The sequence below is a fragment of the Klebsiella sp. JN_Kp127 genome, assembly GCF_040062505.1.
Taxonomy (GTDB): Bacteria; Pseudomonadota; Gammaproteobacteria; order Enterobacterales; family Enterobacteriaceae; genus Klebsiella; species Klebsiella quasipneumoniae.
Map to the genome: position 1 here is coordinate 46,833 of NZ_JBEAHS010000036.1, position 24,546 is coordinate 71,378.

Here is a 24,546-nt window from a genome sequence, read left to right on the forward strand (position 1 = left end):
GGTAATAAACCCTACAATTTACAGCAGTACATCTTGGCTAAGGAGCAGTGACATGCGCGTTAATCATGGTTTAACCCCGCAGGATCTCAAGGCTTATGGTATCAATGACGTTCAGGATATCGTCCACAACCCCAGCTACGACATGTTGTTTCAGGAAGAGCTCGACCCCAACCTGGAAGGCTACGAACGTGGCGTATTAACCAGTCTGGGTGCTATCGCCGTCGACACGGGCATTTTTACCGGTCGTTCTCCGAAAGATAAGTACCTCGTGCGCGACACCACCACCCGCGATACCGTCTGGTGGTCCGATAAAGGCAAGGGTAAAAACGACAACAAGCCGCTTTCGCAGGAAACCTGGCAGCATCTGAAAGGGCTGGTGACACAGCAGCTGTCCGGTAAACGCCTGTTTATCGTCGACGCCTTCTGCGGCGCTAACGCCGATACCCGTCTCAGCGTACGTTTCATTACCGAAGTGGCCTGGCAGGCGCACTTCGTGAAAAACATGTTCATTCGCCCGAGCGACGAAGAGCTGGCGGAATTCGCGCCCGACTTCATCGTGATGAACGGTGCGAAGTGCACCAACCCGCAGTGGAAAGAGCAGGGCCTGAATTCGGAAAACTTCATCGCTTTCAACCTCACCGAGCGCATTCAGCTGATCGGCGGCACCTGGTACGGCGGCGAAATGAAGAAAGGGATGTTCTCGATCATGAACTACCTGCTGCCGCTGAAGGGCATCGCCTCCATGCACTGTTCTGCCAACGTCGGCGAGAAAGGCGATGTCGCCATTTTCTTCGGCCTCTCAGGCACCGGCAAAACCACCCTTTCCACCGATCCGAAACGCCGCCTGATTGGCGATGACGAACATGGCTGGGATGACGATGGGGTGTTTAACTTCGAAGGGGGCTGCTACGCCAAGACCATCAAGCTCTCTGAAGCGGCCGAGCCGGATATCTATCACGCCATCCGCCGCAACGCCCTGCTGGAAAACGTGGTGGTGCGCGCCGACGGCACAATCGATTTCGATGACGGTTCAAAAACCGAAAACACCCGCGTCTCCTACCCCATCGACCATATCGATAATATCGTCAAACCGGTCTCCAAAGCGGGTCACGCCACCAAAGTGATCTTCCTGACGGCCGATGCGTTCGGCGTACTGCCGCCGGTCTCCCGCCTGACCGCCGATCAGACGCAGTACCATTTCCTGTCCGGGTTTACCGCCAAACTGGCCGGCACCGAGCGCGGCGTGACCGAACCCACGCCAACCTTCTCCGCCTGCTTCGGCGCCGCCTTCCTGTCGCTGCACCCGACGCAGTACGCCGAAGTGCTGGTCAAACGTATGCAGGCGGCTGGCGCGCAGGCTTATCTGGTCAATACCGGCTGGAACGGCACCGGCAAGCGCATCTCGATTAAAGATACCCGCGCCATCATCGACGCCATCCTCAATGGCTCGCTGGACAACGCGGAGACCTTTACCCTGCCGATGTTTAATCTGCAGATCCCGACGGCGCTCCCGGGCGTGGATACCCAGATCCTCGATCCGCGCAGCACCTATGGTTCCCCGGAGCAGTGGCAGGAAAAAGCCGACCAGCTGGCGAAGCTGTTTATTGAGAACTTTGAGAAGTATACCGATACGCCAGCGGGCGCCGCGCTGGTGGCGGCAGGGCCGCAGCGCTAACGGACGCAGAGATGAAAAAGCCGGGCTTGCCCGGCTTTTTATTGCGCAGCGTTTTGACCAGCCAACCGCGGGCGCGATCAGCTCTCTTTGGCCGGTTTCATCGGCGTCAGCACCCGGTGCACCGGCAGCCAGGCGCGGATCAGTAACCCGCCGCGTTCGCTGGAGCCAATCTCCAGCCGGCCGTTGTGATTGTCGATAATACGCTGAACAATCGCCAGCCCCAGCCCGGTTCCGCTGGTGCTGCGGGCGCTGTCGCCGCGCACAAACGGCTGAAACAGGTGCTCCCGCTGCTCAGGTTTAATCCCCGGTCCGTCATCTTCAACCTGGAACCACGCCCGGCTCGCTTCGCTGCCGCTGCTGACCTTGATCCAGCCATTGCCATAGCGGGCCGCGTTGACCACCATATTCGCCAGCGCGCGCTTGATAGACAGAGGATGCATGCGTACCGGAATTTCGCCGGCCTGCAGGGCGGTGGCGATCTCCCGCTCATAGCCGCTCTCCGCAGCGATCACTTCCCCCAGCACCGCATTCAGATCCGCCAGCTCCAGCGGCATCTCCTGCCCGGTGCGCAGGTAGTCGATAAACTGCTCGATGATGGCATTGCACTCTTCGATATCTTTGTTGATCGACTCCGCGAGATAGCCGTCCTGCTCGCCCATCATCTCGGTGGCCAGACGAATGCGGGTCAGCGGAGTACGTAAATCATGGCTGACCCCGGCCATCAGCAGCGTACGGTCGTCGGCCAGCTGCTTCACGCCCGCGGCCATGTGGTTGAAGGCGCGGGTCACCGATCGCACCTCAGAGGCGCCGTACTCGCGCAGCGGCGGCGGGATAATGCCGCGCCCGACCTGCAGCGCCGCATGCTCCAGATCCACCAGCGGGCGGTTCTGAATTCGGATAAACAGCCAGGCGCCGCCTATCGCCAGCAGCATGATCGCCAGGGTATAGCGGAACAGCGGCGAGAAGTCGCCCTGATGGATCTCGGTCAGCGGCACCCGCACCCAGATATTGGGCGACAGCCAGGTCTTCAGCCACACCACGGGGGAGCTTTTATTGACCTCCACCCGCACCTCAGTGGGGCCGCCAAGTTGATGAGCCATCTGCTGGCTCAAGAATTCATAATGCTGCGCCCAGCGCAGGCCTGCGTCTTCCGCCGCTTCATTGGAATAGAGCGAAATCCCCAGCTCGCGATAAATTTCACGACGAAACGCCGGGGGCACCACCAGTTGGGTGCCATCCTCCAGCTGCAGCTTATCGGTCATCAGCATACGCACTTCGTAGGCCAATACTTTATTAAACTGCTGGAGGCTCGGCAGGATCGCGAAATTCAGTACCACCAGATAGGTCGTCACCAGGCTGACGAACAGCAAGGTGACGATCAGGAGCAGCGTGCGAGCAAAGGAGCTGCGCGGCGAAAAGCGCACGCGTTTCATGCCTTAGAACCGTCCGGGACGAAGACGTAGCCCAGACCCCAGACGGTCTGGATATAGCGCGGATGCGCCGGGTCCTCTTCCACCATGCGGCGCAGGCGGGAGATCTGTACGTCGATGGAACGCTCCATCGCAGAGTATTCGCGGCCGCGAGCGAGGTTCATTAACTTATCGCGCGACAGCGGCTCACGAGGATGGCTAACCAGCGCCTTCAGGACCGCGAACTCGCCGCTGGTCAACGGCATCGGCTCGTCTTCACGGAACATTTCGCGGGTGCCCAGGTTCAGTTTGAATTTACCAAAGGCGATAACCGCCTCTTCCTGCGACGGCGCGCCCGGCAGCTCGTTCGCCTGACGGCGCAGCACCGCGCGGATGCGGGCCAGCAGTTCGCGCGGGTTGAACGGCTTCGGAATATAGTCGTCAGCCCCGATCTCCAGGCCCACGATCCGATCGACCTCTTCGCCTTTCGCCGTCACCATAATGATCGGCATCGGGTTGCTCTGGCTGCGCAGACGGCGGCAAATCGAGAGTCCATCTTCCCCGGGCAGCATCAGATCCAGCACCATCAGGTGGAAGGATTCGCGGGTTAACAGACGATCCATCTGTTCGGCGTTCGCCACGCTACGAACCTGGAAGCCCTGCTCGGTCAGATAACGTTCGAGCAGCGCACGCAGGCGCATGTCGTCATCCACAACCAGAATCTTATAATTCTCTTGCATTGTTTGTACTCCCAAAGGTTCACTGCAATAGTCAGTGCGTATTCTCAAAAAAGCCCGGCGCGCTCACCAGCTAAATCTGGTATACATTCCAGGCTAAATTGTTACAAAGCATATTTAACAGCAGGTTAAGTATACATTTAATCATAAGACACAGTATTTATCCTGTCGGTATTATTGCGCGCTACAAATTGTGCGCAACGACAGACTGTCAGAAGGTTGAACTCACGATGAAAACGCCGCTGATCACCCGCGAGGGATATGAAAAACTGAAGCAGGAGATGGACTACCTGTGGCGCCAGGAGCGCCCGGAAGTGACCAAAAAGGTGACCTGGGCCGCCAGCCTTGGCGACCGCAGCGAGAACGCGGATTACCAGTACAACAAAAAGCGCCTGCGCGAGATCGATCGCCGGGTCCGCTATCTGACCAAATGTCTGGAACAGTTAAAGATCGTCGATTACTCCCCGCAGCAGGAGGGCAAAGTCTTCTTCGGCGCCTGGGTAGAAATTGAAAACGATGAAGGCGATATCAAGCGCTTTCGCATCGTCGGTTACGATGAAATTTTTGGCCGCAAAGACTATATCTCCATCGACTCGCCGATGGCGCGCGCGCTGTTAAAAAAAGAGGTCGGCGATCTGGCCATCGTTAACACGCCGGCGGGGGAAGCCAGCTGGTATGTCAACGAGATCGAATACGTAAAATAGACAAGAACTTTCCGAGAGACGCCGGGCGCGGCTGGCATTTTCAGCCGCCAGTCCGTATAACTAGTCCCTGTTTTTTGACCCTAAAGATGAATTAAAAGCCATGATGAATGATTCGCTCTGCCGCATTATTGCGGGTGAACTTCAGGCCAGAGCCGAACAGGTAGAAGCTGCCGTTCGCCTGCTTGATGAAGGGAACACCGTGCCGTTTATTGCACGATATCGTAAAGAAGTCACCGGCGGTCTGGATGACACGCAGCTGCGTAATCTGGAAACCCGCCTCGGCTACCTGCGCGAACTCGAAGACCGTCGTCAGGCGATCCTCAAATCCATCGCTGAACAGGGCAAACTGACCGACGCGCTGGAAAAAGCCATCAATACCACGCTCAGCAAAACCGAACTGGAAGACCTCTACCTGCCGTACAAGCCGAAGCGCCGTACCCGCGGACAGATCGCCATCGAAGCCGGGCTGGAGCCGCTGGCTGACCTGCTGTGGAACGAACCGTCCCACGATCCGGAAACGGAAGCCGCAAAATATATTGACGCCGATAAAGGCGTGGCCGACAGCAAAGCGGCGCTGGATGGCGCGCGCTATATTCTGATGGAGCGTTTTGCCGAAGACGCCGCGCTGCTGGCGAAGGTCCGTGACTATCTGTGGAAAAACGCCCACCTGGTCTCCACCGTCGTCAGCGGCAAAGAAGAGGAAGGCGCCAAATTCCGCGACTACTTCGATCACCACGAACCGATCGCCGCCGTGCCGTCGCATCGTGCGCTGGCGATGTTCCGCGGCCGCAATGAAGGCGTCCTGCAGCTCTCTTTAAACGCCGACCCGCAGTTTGACGAGCCGCCGAAAGAGAGCCACGGCGAGCAGATTATTATCGACCACCTGGGCCTGCGCCTGAACAACGCCCCGGCGGACAGCTGGCGTAAAGGCGTCGTCAGCTGGACCTGGCGGATCAAAGTCCTGATGCACCTCGAAACCGAGCTGATGGGCACCGTGCGCGAGCGCGCCGAAGACGAAGCCATTAACGTCTTCGCCCGCAACCTGCACGACCTGCTGATGGCCGCGCCCGCCGGGCTGCGCGCCACCATGGGCCTTGACCCGGGCCTGCGCACCGGGGTGAAAGTGGCCGTAGTTGACGGTACCGGCAAACTGGTGGCGACGGACACCATTTACCCCCACACCGGCCAGGCCGCCAAAGCGGCCGTCGCCGTCGCCGCGCTGTGTGAGAAATACAACGTTGAGCTGGTGGCCATCGGCAACGGTACCGCCTCGCGTGAAACCGAGCGTTTCTTCCTCGACGTGCAGAAGCAGTTCCCGAAGGTCACCGCCCAGAAGGTGATCGTCAGCGAAGCCGGGGCTTCCGTTTACTCCGCCTCCGAGCTGGCGGCGCAGGAGTTCCCGGACCTCGACGTGTCGCTGCGCGGCGCGGTCTCCATCGCCCGCCGTCTGCAGGATCCTCTGGCCGAGCTGGTGAAAATCGACCCGAAATCCATCGGCGTCGGTCAGTATCAGCATGATGTCAGCCAGACCCAGCTGGCGCGTAAGCTGGACGCGGTGGTGGAAGACTGCGTGAACGCCGTCGGCGTTGACCTGAACACCGCCTCCGTGCCGCTGCTGACCCGCGTTGCCGGCCTGACCCGCATGATGGCGCAGAACATCGTCGCCTGGCGCGACGAGAACGGCCAGTTCCAGAACCGTCAGCAGCTGCTGAAGGTCAGCCGTCTGGGGCCGAAAGCCTTTGAACAGTGCGCCGGCTTCCTGCGTATCAACCACGGCGACAACCCGCTGGACGCCTCCACCGTTCACCCGGAAGCCTATCCGGTGGTCGAGCGCATTCTGGCGGCGACTCAGCAGGCGCTGAAAGATCTGATGGGCAACAGCAGCGAGCTACGGAACCTGAAAGCCGTCGATTTCACCGATGATAAATTTGGCGTGCCGACGGTTTCCGACATTATCAAAGAGCTGGAAAAACCGGGCCGCGACCCGCGTCCTGAGTTCAAAACCGCTCAGTTCGCCGACGGCGTGGAGACTATGAACGACCTGCTGCCGGGGATGATCCTCGAAGGCGCGGTGACCAACGTCACCAACTTCGGCGCGTTTGTTGATATCGGCGTTCACCAGGACGGCCTGGTGCATATCTCTTCCCTTTCGAACAAGTTCGTTGAAGACCCGCATACGGTGGTGAAAGCGGGCGACATCGTGAAGGTCAAGGTCATGGAAGTCGATCTGCCGCGTAAGCGTATCGCCCTGACCATGCGTCTCGACGAGCAGCCGGGCGACAGCAACGCCCGCCGCGGCGGCGGTCAGGATCGCCCGCAGGGCAATCGCCCGGCCGCGAAAGCCGCCAAACCCCGCGGTCGCGACGCGCAGCCTGCCGGCAACAGCGCGATGATGGATGCCCTCGCCGCGGCGATGGGTAAAAAACGCTAATCCCTCCCTGCCCCTTTTCAGGGGCAGTTTTCCTTTTCATTGTCACTGACCTATAGCCGCTTTTTCGCGCAAATGGCTCTCAGTTATTTCTGATAACCTGCATTTATTCCGCGCCGGGTAGATAGCGAAATTAATATTTTCATTTCGTTAACTTAAGAAACCTTAATTAAACATTAGAGCGACGAAATAATATTTCGCATATTTTCGATCACAGGCGGACTTTGCGGCATATCAATAAAAAGGTGAATTTCACTTTAAAAATGGCATAAAGCGCATCATATGTATTGATGATAAAAACCATTCTCATTATCATCGCTTGCAGAATGTTTTTTCTTTTTCGTTGGCTACGGTCCCCGGCGCAACTGCCTCCAGGCGTCCGGAAAATTCTTCTTCGGTTAGCGATAGACAAGTAGGCCCTATGCAATTCACACCTGATAGTGCGTGGAAAATTACCGGATTTTCCCGCGATATTAGCCCAGCATACCGTCAGAAATTGCTCTCCCTCGGCATGCTGCCCGGATCCTCTTTTCATGTGGTGCGCGTGGCGCCGCTCGGCGATCCTGTTCATATTGAAACCCGACGCGTCAGTCTGGTATTACGCAAAAAAGATCTCGCCTTAATCGAACTGGAAGCGGTTGCACAATAACGGCTGACCCGGCACAAGAGTTTGAAATATGAAAAAATTAACCGTTGGTTTAATTGGTAATCCTAATTCCGGCAAGACTACCCTGTTTAATCAGCTGACCGGCGCCCGCCAGCGCGTGGGCAACTGGGCCGGGGTCACCGTTGAGCGTAAAGAGGGCGTGTTCGCCACCACTGACCACCAGGTCACGCTGGTCGACCTCCCGGGAACCTACTCTCTGACCACCATCTCTTCGCAAACCTCGCTGGACGAGCAGATCGCCTGCCACTACATCCTCAGCGGCGACGCCGACATGCTGATTAACGTGGTCGACGCCTCCAACCTCGAGCGAAACCTCTATTTGACGCTGCAGCTGCTCGAGCTGGGGATCCCCTGCGTCGTGGCGCTGAACATGCTGGATATTGCCGAAAAGCAGCAGGTGCGTATCGATATCGATGCCCTCGCCGCACGCCTCGGCTGCCCGGTCATTCCGCTGGTTTCGACCCGCGGACGCGGGATCGAAGCGCTGAAGATTGCCCTCGACCGTCATCAGGCGAACAGCGATATCGAGCTGGTCCACTATCCACAGCCGCTGCTGCGCGAAGCCGACCTGCTGGCGCAGCAGATGTCAGCGCAGATCCCGGCCCGGCAGCGGCGCTGGCTCGGTCTGCAGATGCTAGAGGGCGACATCTACAGCCGGGCCTATGCCGGCGACGCCGCCGATAAACTGGATATCGCCCTGGCGAATCTCAGCGACGAGATCGACGACCCGGCTCTGCATATCGCTGACGCGCGCTATCAGACCATCGCCGCCATTTGCGACGCCGTCAGTAACACCCTGACCGCCGAGCCAAGCCGCTTCACCGCGGCGATGGACAAAGTGATCCTCAACCGCTTCCTCGGGTTGCCGATTTTTCTCTTTGTTATGTACCTGATGTTCCTGCTGGCCATCAACATCGGCGGCGCGCTGCAGCCGATTTTCGACGCCGGCTCGGTCGCGGTCTTTATTCACGGTATTCAATGGCTGGGTTACACCCTGCACTTCCCGGACTGGCTGACCGTCTTCCTCGCCCAGGGGATCGGCGGCGGTATCAACACCGTACTGCCGCTGGTGCCGCAGATCGGCATGATGTATCTGTTCCTCTCCTTCCTCGAGGACTCCGGCTACATGGCGCGCGCCGCCTTTGTCATGGACCGCCTGATGCAAGCTCTCGGCCTGCCGGGGAAATCCTTTGTCCCGTTGATTGTCGGTTTCGGCTGCAACGTGCCGTCGGTGATGGGCGCCCGCACCCTCGACGCCCCGCGCGAACGTCTGATGACCATTATGATGGCGCCGTTTATGTCCTGCGGCGCGCGGCTGGCGATCTTCGCCGTCTTCGCGGCCGCCTTCTTTGGTCAGAACGGCGCGCTGGCGGTCTTCTCGCTCTACGTGCTGGGCATTGTGATGGCCATTCTCACCGGCCTGATGCTGAAGCACACCATTATGCGCGGCGAAGCCTCGCCGTTCGTGATGGAGCTGCCGGTGTACCACGTCCCGCATATTAAGAGCCTGATTATCCAGACCTGGCAGCGCCTGAAAGGCTTTGTGCTGCGCGCCGGGAAGGTGATCGTCATTGTCAGCATCTTCCTCAGCGCGCTGAACAGCTTCTCGCTGAGCGGTAAGGTCGTCGACAACATCAACGACTCCGCGCTGGCCTCGGTGAGCCGGGTCATTACTCCGCTGTTTAAGCCGATCGGCGTGCATGAAGATAACTGGCAGGCCACCGTGGGCCTGTTTACCGGCGCAATGGCGAAGGAGGTGGTGGTCGGTACGCTGAACACCCTCTATACCGCCGAAGATATCCAGAACGAGGAGTTCAATCCGCAGACCTTCAGCCTCGGCGAGGAACTGCTGGCCGCTGTCGACGAAACATGGCAGGGACTGAAAGACACCTTCAGCCTCAGCGTCCTGGCCAACCCCATCGAAGCCAGCAAAGGCGATGGCGAAATGGCCACCGGCGCGATGGGCGTGATGGGCAGTAAATTTGGCAGCGCCGCGGCGGCTTACAGCTACCTGATCTTCGTTCTTCTCTATATCCCCTGCATCTCGGTGATGGGGGCCATCGCCCGCGAATCGAGCCGCGGCTGGATGACCTTCTCCATTCTGTGGGGACTGAATATCGCCTATTCGCTCTCGACGCTCTACTACCAGACCGTCAGCTTTAGCGACCATCCGCGCTACAGCCTGGTGTGTATCCTGGCGGTGATATTGTTCAACGTGGTGCTCTTCGGTCTGCTGCGTCGGGCGCGCAGCCGGGTTGACGTCTCGCTGCTGGCCACCCGGAAAACGCCGGCCTCCTGCTGTTCCAGCCCGGCTGGCGATTGCCACTAAGGAGGATCTGTGGCGTCGTTAATGGAAGTCCGCGATATGCTGGCCCTGCAGGGCCGCATGGAGGCGAAACAGCTCAGCGCCCGCCTGCGGACGCCTCAGCCGTTGATTGACGCCATGCTCGAACGCATGGAAGCCATGGGTAAGGTGGTACGGATCAGCGAAACCAGCGAGGGCTGTCTCTCCGGCAGCTGTAAAAGCTGTCCTGAAGGGAAAGCGGCGTGCCAGCAGGAGTGGTGGGCGCTGCGATGAAGGGAGTAAGGCCTGCCAGCGCCACGGGATAAAACGAGTGCGACGGCAGGGAAAAACGGGCCAGCAGGCCCGTTTTTATGACTGGATTATTTATACACGTCAGCGTTAGCGTGAACGGTTTTTTCGTTTTTCTGCCCGGCAATCACCACAAAGTATTTTCCACCCAGCTCATCGGCTTTTTTCGACAGATCGCGTCGGGCGTCCATCGGCGAGGTCGTCCTTGAGGTCGTGATGCTGCCGACCTTGGTCAGATTCATCTTCGCCACGTCCTCTTTTTGGATCTCTTTCGCTGCGAATGCGCCAAAAGACAGACAGCCAATCACCAGAGATGCAACCATTCCTGTAACAAGTTTCATAGCCTCTACTCTCCATTAGGTTGTTATTTTAGGTCACGGTGGCGGAATGAAATAATCAACCACCGTAACAACCTAAGTATTGCTGTGAATGGCCCTTTTACCATGGCGCGGCAAAAAAAATTACCCCAGCCGTTTTTTCAACGCCAGCAGCGGCTCGCAGAAGGCTGCGGGATGGGAAACAAACGGCGCATGCGCTGCCTTGTCAAAGAGAATGGACTCACTTTCCGGCCATAGCTTATCCAGCAGCGGGACAATCTTGCGCGGCACCAGCCCGTCCAGCCGACCGTACAGCCGCAGAAACGGCATCGGCAGTCCGACCAGCGCCTGACGCAGATCGACGGTTCTGAGGATCTCCAGACCGCCGTTCAGCGCCTCAGCGGAAGGCATCGGCAGCGAGAGCACCGCCTGCTTTAACGCCCGCGCATCCTGACGGGCGCTCTCCGTTCCCATGGTTTGCAGGGCGAGGAACCGCTCGACGGTACGCTGGAAATCCTCGCTCAGCTGCTGCTGAAACCCGGCCAGCACCTCCGGCTTGATGCCCGGCCAGTCCTCATGGGCCGCGAAACAGGGGGAAGAAGCGACCGTTACCAGCGCCTGCACCCGTTGCGGGCACCTTATCGCTATCTGGCTGGCCACCAGCCCGCCCAGGCTCCAGCCCAGCCACACCGCCTGAGGCGGAGCCTGCTCAAGCACCCGCTGCGCCATCGCCTCTAGCGACATCGCCCCAAACCCGCCGCTACGGCCATAGCCCGGCAGGTCCACCAGGTGAAGGGTAAAATGCGAAGCCAGCTGCGGCGTGATGCAATCCCAGACCTGAGCGTTCAGCCCCCAACCGTGCAGCAGCACAAGATGACAATCACCTTCGCCGATTGTTTGCCACCAGATGTCGTTCATCCGTTACCGTTCTCTTTTTTACTGTACAGAAGGCCAAATATGCTAACAGCACACAGCTTATGCTGGCTATGCCAAATGCCGCTGGCGGTCGCCCGCTGGGGGATCTGCTCTCGCTGCAGCCGCGCCCTGCTCGCCTGCCCCCCGCTCTGCCCGCAATGCGGCCTGCCGTCGGCAATGTCCCGGCATCCCTGCGGCCGCTGCCTGCAAAAGCCGCCTCCCTGGCATCGGATGGTGGCGGTCAATGACTATCGTCCGCCGCTGAGCGATCTGGTGCGGCAGCTGAAGTTTCACCATCGTCCGGAACTGGGCCCCGCCCTGGCGCGCCTGCTGCTGCTGCGCCTTAAACAGCGTGACGATTTGCCGCCGGTAGACGCGCTGGTCGGCGTGCCGCTGGGGCATCGCCGCCGCTGGCGCCGGGGTTATAATCAGTGCGATGAGCTGTGCCGACCGTTAGCCCGCTGGCGTGGGTGCGTCTGGCGTCGCGACGGCCTGACGCGCCAGCGAGCGGGCGCCGTGCAGCATTCGCTTAATGCCCGCCTGCGCAGGCAGAACCTGAAAAATGCCTTTCAGCTTGAATTTGCCGTGCAGGGACTCCATATCGCTCTGGTGGATGATGTCGTCACGACCGGCAGCACCGTCGCCGAGATATCCCGCCTGCTTTTGCGAAACGGCGCCGCGACGGTTCAGGTATGGTGTGTATGCCGTACCTTGTAGACCCCCGCTGATGGGGGTATTATAACCCAGTAAAATAGTCAACTATTAGGCCAACGCTATGATCCGTATTTCCGATGCTGCACAAGCGCACTTTGCCAAACTGCTGGCAAATCAGGAAGAAGGGACGCAAATTCGCGTATTTGTGATTAATCCCGGCACCCCAAACGCTGAGTGCGGCGTATCCTACTGCCCACCGGATGCGGTGGAAGACACCGACACGGCGCTGAAATTTGAACAGCTGACCGCCTATGTCGATGAGCTCAGCGCGCCCTATCTGGAAGACGCTGAAATTGATTTCGTCACCGACCAGCTTGGCTCGCAGCTGACCCTGAAAGCGCCGAACGCCAAAATGCGCAAAGTCGCTGACGATGCCCCGCTGATGGAGCGCGTCGAGTACCTGCTGCAGTCGCAGATTAACCCGCAGCTGGCCGGGCACGGCGGCCGCGTGTCGCTGATGGAGATCACCGACGACGGTCTGGCTATCCTGCAGTTCGGCGGCGGATGCAACGGCTGCTCGATGGTCGACGTGACCCTGAAAGAAGGTATTGAAAAACAGCTGCTGAACGAGTTTCCGGAGCTGAAAGGGGTTCGCGATCTGACCGAGCACCAGCGCGGCGAGCACTCCTACTACTAAGCCTTCCCTCCGGCGGCAGCCTGTCGCCGGCTCTCCTTTCTCCTTTCTGTGTTACCGCGCAACATCTCCCGCTACACGACCGGCAAAAACCGGGGAAAGAGTATGACTTAAGTCTCATATTTAACATTTTCCCCCGCCAGGTGATTCTCAACCCTCACATGTTACCCGTATCATCCCCTTCAGGCGCCACCGGCAAAAAAATAGCCAGCTATCCTTTCTCTGGGTAAGGATAATGCAAGCGTTTACGGTGCCAGACTATTTTGCTCCCTGACGGAGCGAATGTTGTAAAGGTTGAAACTTTGACGTTACCCATAACAAATTAAGGCCAGGTAAATCATGCCATTAATCATCGTTGCTATCGGGGTTGCCCTGTTATTGCTGTTAATGATCCGTTTCAAAATGAACGGCTTCATTGCGCTGGTTCTGGTGGCGCTCGCCGTCGGATTAATGCAGGGTATGCCGCTGGATAAAGTGATCGTCTCCATCAAGAACGGCGTCGGCGGTACCCTTGGCAGCCTCGCGCTGATCATGGGCTTCGGCGCTATGCTCGGTAAGCTGCTGGCAGACTGCGGCGGCGCGCAGCGTATCGCCACCACGCTTATCAATAAATTCGGTAAGAAGCATATTCAATGGGCCGTGGTCCTGACCGGCTTCACCGTCGGTTTCGCCCTGTTCTATGAGGTGGGCTTCGTGCTGATGCTGCCGCTGGTGTTTACCATCGCCGCCTCGGCCCGTATTCCGCTGCTGTACGTCGGCGTACCGATGGCCGCCGCGCTCTCCGTCACCCATGGCTTCCTGCCGCCGCACCCGGGTCCGACCGCGATCGCCACCATCTTCCACGCCGATATGGGTAAAACGCTGCTCTACGGCACCATTCTGGCTATCCCGACGGTTATTCTCGCCGGCCCGGTTTTCGCCCGATTCCTGAAAGGCATTGATAAGCCGATCCCGGAAGGCCTGCATAACCCGAAAGTGTTCACTGAAGAAGAGATGCCTGGCTTTGGCGTCAGCGTCTGGACCTCGCTGGTTCCGGTGATCCTGATGGCGATGCGCGCCGTTGCCGAGATGATCCTGCCGAAGGGCCACGCCTTCCTGCCGATTGCCGAGTTCTTCGGCGACCCGGTCATGGCCACCCTGATTGCGGTACTGATCGCGCTGTTCACCTTCGGTTTGAACCGCGGCCGCTCCATGGAGCAGATCAACGATACCCTGACCTCTTCGATTAAAATCATCGCCATGATGCTGTTGATCATCGGCGGCGGCGGCGCCTTCAAACAGGTGCTGGTGGATAGCGGCATGGATAAATATATCGCTTCTATCATGCACGAATCGAATATGTCTCCGCTGTTTATGGCCTGGTCCATCGCCGCGGTGCTGCGTATCGCGCTGGGTTCGGCGACCGTTGCCGCCATCACCGCGGGCGGGATCGCCGCGCCGCTGATCGCCACCACCGGCGTCAGCCCGGAGCTGATGGTTATCGCGGTCGGCTCCGGCAGCGTTATCTTCTCCCACGTGAACGATCCGGGCTTCTGGCTGTTCAAAGAGTACTTTAACCTGACCATTGGCGAGACCATCAGGTCCTGGTCGGTGCTGGAAACCATTATCTCGGTCTGCGGCCTGGTAGGCTGTCTGCTGCTGGGGATGGTGGTGTAAGGTTACTCCCGCCATAGAAAAAGGCCGGTCCGCATGATGCGGACCGGCCTTTTTTATCGGACATACTCTTCGCCGCGCTGAGGTGTGCGCGGCGGGGAGTCATCAGGAGGCGGCTTTTTTGCTCGCCGCCTTGCGCCGTTTATCCAGATCCTTAATCAGCTTATTGACCTGTTCATCGGCAAACATCTGCTCAAGGGTGACGGACAGCTTCCGGCGCCAGTTTGGGTACTCAGTGCTGGTGCCCGGAATATTGACCGGCGACGCCATCTCCAGCCAGTCTTCCGGCTGCAGGCCCAGCAGGGCGCTGTTGCTGTCGGCAATATAACGTTGCATCCCCCGGTTGAGGATCCCCGTCATGCTCATCAGGGAGGCCTTATGGCCGGCACGCTTGGGCAGACAGCCGTACTTATGCAGCGCATCCAGCAGCCCTTGCTTCGCCAGCTCACGGTCCTGGTACAGCCCGCGCAGCACCACCTCATCAGGATAGAGACCCAGCGCTTTGCCTAACGTCAGATCGCCGCTTTCCCAGTAGCCGCGGAGGGTGGGCAGGTCGTGCGTCGTCGCCACAGCCATTGATTGCTCCGGGTACAGCGCCGGCGCGCGGAACGTTTTCTCTGCATCACTCTCAAAATAGAGCACCTTATACGAATAGACGCCGCTGTTGCGTAACTTGCTGACGATCTCCACCGGTACCGTGCCCAGATCTTCGCCGATCACCATGCAGCGATGACGCTGGCTTTCCAGCGCCAGAAGCGACAGCAGATCGTCGACGGGATACTGAACGTAAGCGCCATGGTCGGCGGTTTCACCATAGGGGATCCACCACAGACGCAGCACCGACATCACGTGATCGATACGCAGCGCGCCGCAGTTCTGCATATTGGCGCGCAGCAGGTCGATAAACGGCTCATAGGCGCGAGCGGCAATAATATGCGGATCCATCGGCGGCAGGCCCCAGTTCTGGCCCAGCGGGCCCAGAATATCCGGCGGCGCGCCCACGGACGCTTTCAGACAGTACAGCTCACGGTCGCACCAGGTCTCCGACCCGCCTTCGGCGACGCCCACCGCCAGATCGCGGTAGAGGCCGATCGGCATCCCGTCGCGCTGGCTGGTTTCCCAGCAGGCGGCAAACTGGCTCCAGGCCAGCCACTGCAGCCAGAGATAGAAACTGACATCGTCCTCATGCTCGACGCAGAAGGCTTTCACCTCCGGGCTGTCGATATCCTGAAAGGCCTTCGGCCAGGCCGGCCAGCCCCAGCGCAGCGGGTCCTGTTGAACCTGCCAGGCGTGCAGCGCATCGAAAGCGGCCTGCCAGTAGAGGCTTTCCCCTTCGCGCAGAACAAACTCGCGGAACGCCGTCATCTGTTCATCTTCACGACGGGAGAATCGTTTCCACGCCATACGCAGCGCGGTCATTTTCAGCGTGGTGACGGCGGTGTAATCCACATCATCCGTTTGCCGCGCCGCCTGCAAGGCCTGCTGGGTCGCAGCGGACTGCCACCACGCCTGCGCCTCTTCGCTACGCTGGAAATCTTCAACCGCGTTGACGTCGATGTAGATGACGTTCAGCCAGCGCCGTGAAGACGGGCTATACGGACTGGCGCTCTCCGGGTTCGCCGGATAGAGGGCATGGATCGGGTTGAGGCCAATAAACGACCCGCCGCGGCGGGCGATTTCCGGGAGCATGGCGCGCAGATCGCCAAAATCGCCGATCCCCCAGTTTTTCTCCGAACGCAGGGTATACAGCTGCACGCAGGTGCCCCACAGCTTTTTCCCCTCTTTCAGCGGCTGCGGCTCATAGCAGCGGGCCGGGGCGACGATGGTCCGGCAGTGCCAGCGCTCCCCCTCCTGGGTGAGCGTCAGGGAGTGATACCCCTCCGGCAGTCTGGCCGGCAGCGGCAGCGTCTCGCCGCCGCGGGTTTTACCCTGATACTGCTTACCGTCCTCAGTGGTCAGGATCCACTGATACTCACCGCGTCCTGCCACCGGCAGCGACATTTTTTTGCCGTGGGTGAAGATCTTCACGTTCGGCAGCGGGTTAACCGCCACTTTCGTGGCGGCGGTTGAGCGATGCATCGCATCCAGCAGACGCTGTTTGGTGACAGCCGCGATAGACTGCGGCTTGCCGTGCGCGTTGATATAGCTGGGGCTGATGCCCGCCGCCAGCGCGGCATTATCGAGGCGTTTACTCTCCATAGGCCTTCCTTTAGCGTTTCGCCTGCCAGATACGTTGCTGATAATCGCGGATCGAGCGGTCGGAGCTGAACATGCCGCAGCGCGCGGTGTTGAGGATTGTCGCGCGGGTCCAGGCCTCCTGGTCGCGATACAGCTCATCTACCCGTTTTTGCGCCGCCACGTAGGCTTCGAAATCGGCCAGCACCAGATACGGGTCGCCGCCCTGCAGCAGACTATGCAGCATCTGGTCGAAGGAATGCTTATCGCCGTTGCTATAGGTGCCGTTCTCCAGCTCCTTAAGCACTGCATCGAGCAGTTTGTCTTTTTTACGCCATTTCAGCGGATCGTAGCCTTTCGCTTTCAGGGCTTTCACTTCTTCTACCGTGTGGCCGAAGATAAAGATGTTCTCTTCACCGACCTGCTCGGCGATTTCCACGTTGGCGCCATCCAGCGTCCCGACGGTCAGCGCGCCGTTCAGCGCCAGCTTCATGTTGCCGGTGCCAGAGGCTTCTTTGCCCGCGGTGGAGATCTGCTCGGAGATATCCGCCGCCGGGATCAGTTTTTCCGCAGCCGATACACAATAGTCCGGCAGGAAGACCACTTTCAGCTTATCGCCGACTTTCGGGTCGTTGTTGATCGCTTCCGCTACCTTGTTGATGGCAAAAATAATGTTTTTCGCCAGATAGTAGCCCGGCGCCGCTTTCGCGCCGAACAGGAAGACGCGCGGAACGCGGTCGGCCTGCGGGTTTTCGCGGATCTCTTTGTACAGCGCAAGGATATGCAGCAGGTTGAGGTGCTGACGCTTGTACTCGTGCAGGCGTTTGATCTGAATGTCGAAAATCGCCTGCGGGTTGATCTCAATCCCGGTACGTTGCTTCACAAACTCAGCCAGATGAACTTTGTTGGCCTGCTTGATATCGCGATAAGTCTGACGGAATGCCGCATCGTCAGCGTATTTTTCCAGATTGATCAGCTGGTCGAGGTCATTGGCCCACTCTTTTTTCAGCGTCTCATCCAGCAGCGTGGCCAGCGCCGGGTTGCACTGCTTGATCCAGCGGCGCGGCGTGATGCCGTTGGTCACGTTATGGAATTTGTTCGGCCACAGCTGGTTATATTCCGGGAACAGATCTTTCACCACCAGGTCCGAGTGCAGCGCCGCCACGCCGTTGACGGCAAAACCGCCCACCACGCACATGTTGGCCATCCGCACCTGCTTGTCATGCACTACCGCCAGTTTCGCCCAGACCTGCTTATCGCCCGGCCAGGTTTTGTCCACCAGCAGTTTAAATTTGTCGTTAATCGCGTTGATGATCTGCATATGGCGCGGCAACAGCGCTTTCACCAGCTTCTCATCCCAGCACTCCAGCGCTTCCGGCATCAGGGTATGGTTGGTGTAAGCAAAGGTTTTGCTGGTGATCGCCCAGGCGTCGTCCCAGCTCAGCTGGTGCTCGTCGATCAGCACGCGCAGCAGTTCCGGGATGGCGATGGTCGGGTGCGTATCGTTCAGCTGGATCACTTCGTAATCCGCCAGCTCGGCCAGCTTGCGGCCTGCCAGATGATGACGACGCAGGATATCGGCCACTGAGCAGGCGCACTGGAAGTACTGCTGCATCAGGCGCAGTTTTTTACCGGCCTGATGGTTGTCGTTCGGGTACAGCACCTTAGTCAGTTTTTCCGCGTCGATGCCCTGCTGCTCGGCGCGCAGGAAATCACCGTCGTTGAATTTGGTCAGGTTAAACGGATGGGCGTGTTTGGCCTGCCACAGACGCAGCGGCTGGGCGACGTTGTTGCGATAGCCGAGCACCGGCAGATCCCAGGCTTCGCCGGTAATGACGAACGCCGGCTGCCATTCGCCGTTTTTGCTGACTTTGCCGCCGATGCCGACCTGGACATCCAGCGCCTCGTTATGGCGGAACCACGGGTAGCTGCTGCGACCCCAGTCGTCCGGGGCTTCCTTCTGCTGGCCATCGTCAAAGGATTGGCGGAACAGACCATACTGGTAATTGAGGCCGTAGCCGGTCGCCGACTGCCCCACGGTCGCCATGGAGTCGAGGAAGCAGGCTGCCAGACGGCCCAGGCCGCCGTTACCCAGCGCCGGGTCGGTCTCTTCTTCCAGCAGATCGGTGAGGTTGACGTCATAGCCTTTCAGCGCGTCGCTTACGCCCTCGTACCAGCCCAGGTTGAGCAGGTTGTTGCCGGTCAGGCGACCAATCAGAAACTCCATCGAGATGTAGTTAACGTGACGTTGTCCTTGCGCTGGTTTTGCCACCGGCTGCGCCGACAGAAGTTCCGCCAGCGCTCCGCTGACGGCGCGCCACCATTGACGCTGCGTCATCTCGGAAGCGGACTGTAAACCAAAACGCTGCCACTGACGCGTCAGTGCAGCCTGAAACTGAGCTTTGTTAAATGAAGTCTGTGACATAATGAGATCCGGGTCCTTTACTAAAACGATGGCGCTAGTGTGCCGACCTCCCGATTCATCGTCCTCATCCCGACGGGGATTAGACAGGGAGGAGTACCGGGGATGAGCGAAAAGTGTGATCCTGGCCACTATAGTGTGGGTGAGAAGGCCAAAATATGCTGTAAAAATCACCGCTGTATGACAGTCGAGATGTCACCTGTGCAGGGTAAAAATTTGTTACAGGCCACTACGCGGCAAAACGCTTCCCGCCTTTCGCCTGGTTATTAAAAAAATGAATTGCGACCTCCGGGAAAATAAGCACATTTCATCACATTAATCCGCAAAAAAGATTACTTCTAAGAAATCACTGACAATAATTTAATAAAAACAAACAACTACTCCCGATATAAAATAAATCTCTCCCCGCTCCGCCAGCTGCCGGCTAAAAACCGCTGAGGACGAGTCCTGCCTGCGATTTTTACCCATTCGCAACCAATGTCGAAATTTGTGACATAGAGCAAATTCAAGAGCATAAACTTCGGACATAACTTGCAATAAATTTCATAATCACCGACCTTATTAGATATTAATTACGAAGCGCAAAAAAAATCGCAACCTCTCTCTTGCACAGCGAAATGTAGAACTATGTTGATTCCGTCCAAATTAAGTCGTCCGGTTCGCCTTGAACACACCGTGGTTCGTGAGCGTTTACTGGCGAAACTTTCCGGCGCGAACAATTATCGTCTCGTGCTGATCACCAGTCCTGCCGGGTACGGTAAAACAACGCTCATTTCTCAGTGGGCCGCAGGTAAAAACGATCTTGGGTGGTTTTCGCTGGACGAAGGCGACAACCAGCAGGAGCGTTTTGCCAGCTATCTGATCGCGGCGATCCAGCAGGCCACCGGCAACCACTGCGCGGCCAGTGAAGCGATGGTGCAAAAGCGCCAGTACGCCAGCCTCTCCTCTCTTTTTGCGCAGCTGTTTATTGAACTCGCCGACTGGCAGCGCCCGCTGTACCTCGTCATTGATGATTATCACCTGATCAATAATCCGGTGATCCATGACGCGATGCGCTTTTTCCTGCGCCATCAGCCGGAGAATATGACCCTCGTGGTCCTGTCGCGGAACCTGCCGCAGCTGGGCATTGCCAACCTGCGCGTCCGCGATCAGCTGCTGGAGATTGGCAGCCAGCAGCTGGCCTTTACCCACCAGGAAGCGAAACAATTTTTCGACTGTCGTCTGACGTCGCCTATCGAAGCCGACGACAGCAGTCGGCTGTGCGACGACGTCGCCGGGTGGGCCACCGCGCTGCAGCTCATCGCCCTCTCCGCCCGCCAGAATAACTCCTCCGCCCAACACTCCGCCCGTCGCCTCGCCGGGATTAACGCCAGCCATCTGTCGGATTATCTGGTGGATGAAGTGCTGGATAACGTCGACGCCCGCACGCGCAACTTTTTGCTGAAGAGCTCTCTGCTGCGCTCAATGAACGACGCGTTAATCGTGCGCGTCACCGGCGAAGAGAATGGCCAGATGCAGCTGGAGGAGATCGAACGTCAGGGGCTGTTCCTGCAGCGGATGGATGATTCCGGCGAATGGTTCCGCTATCACCCGCTGTTTGGCAGTTTCCTGCGCCAGCGCTGTCAGTGGGAGCTGGCGGTTGAACTGCCGGAGATCCACCGCGCCGCGGCGGAGAGCTGGATGGCGCAAGGCTTCCCCAGCGAGGCCATCCACCATGCGCTGGCGGCCGGCGATGCCAAAATGCTGCGCGATATCTTGCTCAATCACGCCTGGGGCATGTTCAACCATAGCGAACTGGGTCTGCTGGAGCAGTCGCTGTCGGCGCTGCCCTGGTCAAATCTGCTGGAAAATCCGCGCCTGATCCTGCTGCAGGCCTGGCTGATGCAGAGCCAGCATCGCTACAGCGAAGTCAACACCCTGCTGGCGCGCGCCGAGCAGGAGATGAGCGTCGAAATGGATACCGCGATGCATGGCGACTTCAACGCCCTGCGCGCGCAGGTGGCGATTAACGACGGCGACCAGGACGAAGCGGAACGACTGTCGATGGTGGCGCTGGAAGAGCTGCCGCTGGCCAACTATTACAGCCGCATCGTCGCCACCTCAGTACATGGCGAAGTCCTCCACTGTAAGGGGAAACTGACCAAATCTCTCGCCGTGATGCAGCAGACCGAACAGATGGCCCGCCGTCACGACGTCTGGCATTACGCCCTGTGGAGCATCATTCAGCAAAGCGAAATTCTGTTCGCCCAGGGCTTCCTGCAGGCCGCCTGGGAGAGCCAGGAGAAAGCCTTCCATCTGGTACGCGAACAGCATCTTGAGCAGCTGCCGATGCATGAGTTCCTGCTGCGCATCCGCTCTCAGCTGCTGTGGGCATGGGCGCGCCTCGACGAGGCTGAAGCCTGCGCCCGCCAGGGGATGGCGGTTCTCTCAACTTATCAACCGCAGCAGCAGCTGCAGTGTCTGGCGCTGATGGTGCAATGCTCGCTGGCGCGCGGCGATCTGGATAATGCCCGTAGCCACCTGAACCGGCTGGAAAACCTGCTCGGTAACGGTCACTACCACAGCGACTGGGTCTCCAACGCCGACAAGGTGCGGGTGATCTACTGGCAGATGACCGGCGATAAAACCGCGGCGGCCAACTGGCTGCGCCAGACGCCGAAGCCGGAATTCGCCAATAACCACTTCCTGCAGAGCCAGTGGCGCAATATTGCCCGCGCGCAGATCCTGCTGGGCGATTTCGAACCGGCGGAAATGGTGCTGGAAGAGCTGAACGAAAATGCGCGCTCACTGCGTTTGATGAGCGATCTCAACCGCAACCTGCTGCTGCTCAACCAGCTGTACTGGCAGGCAGGACGCAAGAGCGAAGCGCAGAAAGCCCTGCTGGAAGCCCTGACGCTCGCCAACCGCACCGGCTTTATCAACCACTTTGTGATTGAAGGCGAGGCGATGGCCCAGCAGCTGCGCCAGCTGATCCAGCTGAACACCCTGCCGGAGCTGGAGCAGCATCGCGCCCAGCGTATTCTGCGCGACATCAACCAGCATCATCGCCACAAATTCGCCCACTTTGACGAAGGGTTCGTCGAGCGGCTGCTGAATCACCCCGAGGTGCCGGAGCTTATCCGCACCAGCCCGCTGACCCAGCGCGAATGGCAGGTGCTTGGCTTAATCTATTCCGGCTACAGCAACGAGCAGATTGCCGGCGAGCTTGACGTGGCGGCCACCACCATCAAGACCCATATTCGCAACCTGTATCAGAAACTGGGCGTAGCCCACCGTCAGGACGCGGTGCAGCATGCCCAGCAGTTGCTTAAGATGATGGGATACGGCGTCTGACGACGCCGTTGTCGCTTAGCACAGCTCGAGCTGGAGGTTGTTATCGGTGATGACCTTGAGCACGCCCGCCGGGGGCAGCACATCGGTATAGACCGCATCGACCATGCTGATGCTGCCCATGTTGACCATCGCGTTACGGCCAAACTTGGTATGATCCACCACCAGCATCACGTGGCGTGAATTCTCAATAATCGCGCGCTTGGTGCGCACTTCATGATAATCAAACTCCAGCAGCGAGCCATCGCTGTCGACGCCGCTGATGCCGAGAATGCCGAAGTCGAGACGGAACTGCGAGATAAAGTCGAGGGTGGCTTCCCCAATGATCCCGCCGTCGCGGCTGCGCAGTTCGCCGCCGGCGAGAATAATGCGGAAGTCCTCTTTCACCATCAGCGTGTTGGCGACGTTCAGGTTATTGGTCACAATCCGCAAATCGTTGTGATCGAGCAGGGCGTGCGCCACCGCTTCCGGCGTGGTGCCGATATCGATAAACAGCGTCGCCCCGTCCGGGATCTCGCTGGCCACCCGCCGGGCGATACGCTCTTTCTCCGCCGTCTGGGTCGCTTTGCGATCGTGCCAGGAGGTGTTCACCGAGCTGGAGGGCAGCGCCGCGCCGCCGTGATGACGGAGGATCATTTTCTGTTCGGCTAAATCGTTCAGGTCGCGGCGGATGGTCTGCGGGCTGACCGCGAACTGCTCAACCAGCTCTTCCGTGCTGACGTAACCCTGTTTTTTTACCAGCTCGATAATGGCGTCATGACGTTGTGTTTGTTTCATGAAATATCCCTGGAAAAATGTCGCCTACCCGACCCCTGTCGGTAAGTCTTTATGCGCGTTTTCGCCCATGCAAGGTATCGACAAACGCCATCGCCAGGCCGGTCGCCAGACCAGCCACGTGCGCGCCGTTGGCGATCGCCATGCCGAAAACGTCAAACCAGCCAGCAATTAACCACACTAAAGAGAAGAGTATCAACCCGCGCTGCAGATAAATACCGCTCTGCGGATCGCGCTCGCCCCGCAGCCAGACATAGCCCATCAGCGCGTAAACCACGCCCGACAGCCCGCCAAACCACGGGCCGCTAAACTGGTGCTGCACAAAGCCGCTCAGCAGGGCGCTGATGACGGTGATCACCACCAGCTTGCCGCTGCCGATGCGCTTTTCCACCGCGCCGCCGAGATACCACCACCATAGCAGGTTGAAGAGAATATGCATCAGCGAGAAATGCATGAAAGCATGGCTGAAATAGCGCCAGGCTTCGAACTGCAGCGAAGGATCGTAGGGCCAGGCCAGCCAAATCATCACCGGCTGATCGCCCAGCAGATTTTGCAGGATGAACACCGCGATGCAGATCAGCAGAATCGCCCAGGTGAACGGGCCGGCGTTATGCCGCAGCGTGGCAAAGAAAGGAAAGCGCTGATAGCGCAACCCGCTGTTGGTCTGACCGGACTGCCAGCTCGCCGCCAGATAGCGCGGGTCCGCCGGGTTTTCGAGAAAACGCGCCAGCTCAGCCCTGACGCGTCCGGCCTGACTCTCATCAGCCAGCCAGACGTCGCTCTGGGTGTGCTGCTGGATAGTCAGGATAATCCCCTGCGTCGCCATATAATCGACAAACGCCTGGGCCACGCGCGGGTTGGCAAAAGAGGTAATCATTAACATGCAGCGAATCGCTTATTCCACACAAAGGGAGATAGTATACCTGCCAGTCGTTAAAACGTCCCGTGCGCCACTTCCGCCGGGAAATGGCGATGCCAGGCGTCGAACCCGCCGTCAACGCTGTAGACCTTATCAAACCCCTGCTGCAGCAGATACTGCGCGGCGCCCTTGCTGCTGTTGCCGTGATAGCACATCACCATCACCGCCGTGTCAAAGTCGTTGTCACGCATAAACGCGCCCAGGGTATCGTTGGTCAGATGAAACGCGCCCGGCGTATGGCCCATCGCATAGCTTTGCGGATCGCGGATATCGACCAAAACCGCCGTCTGCTGATGCAGTTTCTGGTGCGCTTCTTCAACGTTGATACATTCAAACTGTTCCATGGTTCTCTTCTCTTTCTCGTCATGACGGGCAGTGGCCGGCCCAATTTTACCCTGTAGTGTACCGTCAGGCGGTAAAGAAACGCCAATATGTTACACCCATCACTCCAAAATGTTTTTTTGATGTTACCAAAAGCGC

Annotated in this window: 19 protein-coding genes; 10 read left to right on the top strand and 9 right to left on the bottom strand. The window is 58.7% G+C overall.

Features of this window, described 5'->3' with window-relative positions:
• Positions 1 to 52: 52 nt before the first annotated feature.
• Positions 53 to 1,675 carry a phosphoenolpyruvate carboxykinase (ATP) gene (gene pckA / locus ABLV04_RS13230; protein WP_048335459.1) on the top strand — a complete coding sequence of 541 codons (1,623 nt, stop codon included), beginning with the start codon at positions 53 to 55 and terminating at the stop codon, positions 1,673 to 1,675.
• A 77-nt stretch (positions 1,676 to 1,752) separates the two neighbouring features.
• Here pckA and envZ read toward each other — a convergent pair whose 3' ends face one another.
• Positions 1,753 to 3,108, bottom strand: coding sequence for a two-component system sensor histidine kinase EnvZ (envZ, locus tag ABLV04_RS13235; RefSeq protein ID WP_023291203.1), 1,356 nt, complete (start codon positions 3,106 to 3,108; stop codon positions 1,753 to 1,755).
• Entirely contained in the window at positions 3,105 to 3,824 is a 720-nt protein-coding gene (gene ompR, locus ABLV04_RS13240) for a two-component system response regulator OmpR (RefSeq protein WP_001157751.1), read from the bottom strand. The genes envZ and ompR overlap by 4 nt, the downstream gene beginning before the upstream one ends.
• A 227-nt stretch (positions 3,825 to 4,051) precedes the next feature.
• Here ompR and greB point away from each other — a divergent pair, with 227 nt between their 5' ends.
• From greB to feoC, 5 genes are all read left to right on the top strand, one after another.
• Positions 4,052 to 4,525, top strand: coding sequence for a transcription elongation factor GreB (gene greB, locus ABLV04_RS13245; RefSeq protein WP_002920503.1), 474 nt, complete (start codon positions 4,052 to 4,054; stop codon positions 4,523 to 4,525).
• A gap of 100 nt (positions 4,526 to 4,625) precedes the next feature.
• A complete protein-coding gene (locus ABLV04_RS13250; RefSeq protein WP_048335460.1) occupies positions 4,626 to 6,956 on the top strand; it encodes a Tex family protein in 2,331 nt (776 codons plus the stop codon).
• 418 nt (positions 6,957 to 7,374) lie between these two features.
• Entirely contained in the window at positions 7,375 to 7,602 is a 228-nt protein-coding gene (gene feoA, locus ABLV04_RS13255) for a ferrous iron transporter A (protein ID WP_002920506.1), read from the top strand.
• Positions 7,603 to 7,630: 28 nt separating this feature from the next.
• Positions 7,631 to 9,949, top strand: a complete 2,319-nt coding sequence (feoB, locus tag ABLV04_RS13260) for a Fe(2+) transporter permease subunit FeoB (protein WP_032454235.1) — start codon at positions 7,631 to 7,633, stop codon at positions 9,947 to 9,949.
• A 9-nt stretch (positions 9,950 to 9,958) separates the two neighbouring features.
• A complete protein-coding gene (gene feoC / locus ABLV04_RS13265; RefSeq protein WP_004202151.1) occupies positions 9,959 to 10,198 on the top strand; it encodes a [Fe-S]-dependent transcriptional repressor FeoC in 240 nt (79 codons plus the stop codon).
• Positions 10,199 to 10,284: 86 nt separating this feature from the next.
• Here the strand turns inward: feoC and ABLV04_RS13270 are convergent, their stop codons facing one another.
• Both ABLV04_RS13270 and bioH read right to left on the bottom strand, forming a co-directional pair.
• Positions 10,285 to 10,554, bottom strand: a complete 270-nt coding sequence (locus ABLV04_RS13270) for a YdgH/BhsA/McbA-like domain containing protein (RefSeq protein WP_004202149.1) — start codon at positions 10,552 to 10,554, stop codon at positions 10,285 to 10,287.
• 120 nt (positions 10,555 to 10,674) lie between these two features.
• Positions 10,675 to 11,448, bottom strand: coding sequence for a pimeloyl-ACP methyl ester esterase BioH (gene bioH / locus ABLV04_RS13275; RefSeq protein ID WP_049013521.1), 774 nt, complete (start codon positions 11,446 to 11,448; stop codon positions 10,675 to 10,677).
• A 39-nt stretch (positions 11,449 to 11,487) separates the two neighbouring features.
• On the opposite strand from bioH, the gene gntX reads away from it, so the two are divergent.
• From gntX to gntT, 3 genes are all read left to right on the top strand, one after another.
• Positions 11,488 to 12,162 carry a DNA utilization protein GntX gene (gene gntX / locus ABLV04_RS13280; protein WP_023291207.1) on the top strand — a complete coding sequence of 225 codons (675 nt, stop codon included), beginning with the start codon at positions 11,488 to 11,490 and terminating at the stop codon, positions 12,160 to 12,162.
• Positions 12,163 to 12,220: 58 nt separating this feature from the next.
• On the top strand, positions 12,221 to 12,796 hold the full coding sequence (gene nfuA, locus ABLV04_RS13285) for a Fe-S biogenesis protein NfuA (RefSeq protein ID WP_004202143.1): 576 nt from the start codon (positions 12,221 to 12,223) through the stop codon (positions 12,794 to 12,796).
• A 336-nt stretch (positions 12,797 to 13,132) separates the two neighbouring features.
• Positions 13,133 to 14,449, top strand: a complete 1,317-nt coding sequence (gene gntT / locus ABLV04_RS13290; RefSeq protein ID WP_008806999.1) for a gluconate transporter — start codon at positions 13,133 to 13,135, stop codon at positions 14,447 to 14,449.
• A gap of 102 nt (positions 14,450 to 14,551) precedes the next feature.
• Here gntT and malQ read toward each other — a convergent pair whose 3' ends face one another.
• Together malQ and malP are read right to left on the bottom strand one after the other, a co-directional pair.
• Positions 14,552 to 16,645 carry a 4-alpha-glucanotransferase gene (gene malQ, locus ABLV04_RS13295; protein WP_023291208.1) on the bottom strand — a complete coding sequence of 698 codons (2,094 nt, stop codon included), beginning with the start codon at positions 16,643 to 16,645 and terminating at the stop codon, positions 14,552 to 14,554.
• A 10-nt stretch (positions 16,646 to 16,655) separates the two neighbouring features.
• A complete protein-coding gene (malP, locus tag ABLV04_RS13300) occupies positions 16,656 to 19,046 on the bottom strand; it encodes a maltodextrin phosphorylase (protein WP_348815796.1) in 2,391 nt (796 codons plus the stop codon).
• 624 nt (positions 19,047 to 19,670) lie between these two features.
• Between malP and malT the strand changes: the two genes are divergently transcribed.
• Positions 19,671 to 22,376, top strand: coding sequence for an HTH-type transcriptional regulator MalT (malT, locus tag ABLV04_RS13305; RefSeq protein ID WP_023291210.1), 2,706 nt, complete (start codon positions 19,671 to 19,673; stop codon positions 22,374 to 22,376).
• A 15-nt stretch (positions 22,377 to 22,391) separates the two neighbouring features.
• Here malT and ABLV04_RS13310 read toward each other — a convergent pair whose 3' ends face one another.
• Genes ABLV04_RS13310 through glpE form a run of 3 tightly spaced genes read right to left on the bottom strand, consistent with a single transcriptional unit; the run spans position 22,392 to position 24,410 of the window.
• Positions 22,392 to 23,150 (bottom strand): DeoR/GlpR family transcriptional regulator, encoded by a 759-nt coding sequence (locus tag ABLV04_RS13310; protein WP_002920548.1) that lies wholly within the window; start codon positions 23,148 to 23,150, stop codon positions 22,392 to 22,394.
• A 49-nt stretch (positions 23,151 to 23,199) separates the two neighbouring features.
• Complete coding sequence (gene glpG / locus ABLV04_RS13315; RefSeq protein WP_004151408.1) at positions 23,200 to 24,030, bottom strand: rhomboid family intramembrane serine protease GlpG; 831 nt, start codon at positions 24,028 to 24,030, stop codon at positions 23,200 to 23,202.
• A 50-nt stretch (positions 24,031 to 24,080) separates the two neighbouring features.
• A complete protein-coding gene (gene glpE, locus ABLV04_RS13320) occupies positions 24,081 to 24,410 on the bottom strand; it encodes a thiosulfate sulfurtransferase GlpE (RefSeq protein ID WP_023291211.1) in 330 nt (109 codons plus the stop codon).
• Between the last annotated feature and the right edge of the window lie 136 nt (positions 24,411 to 24,546).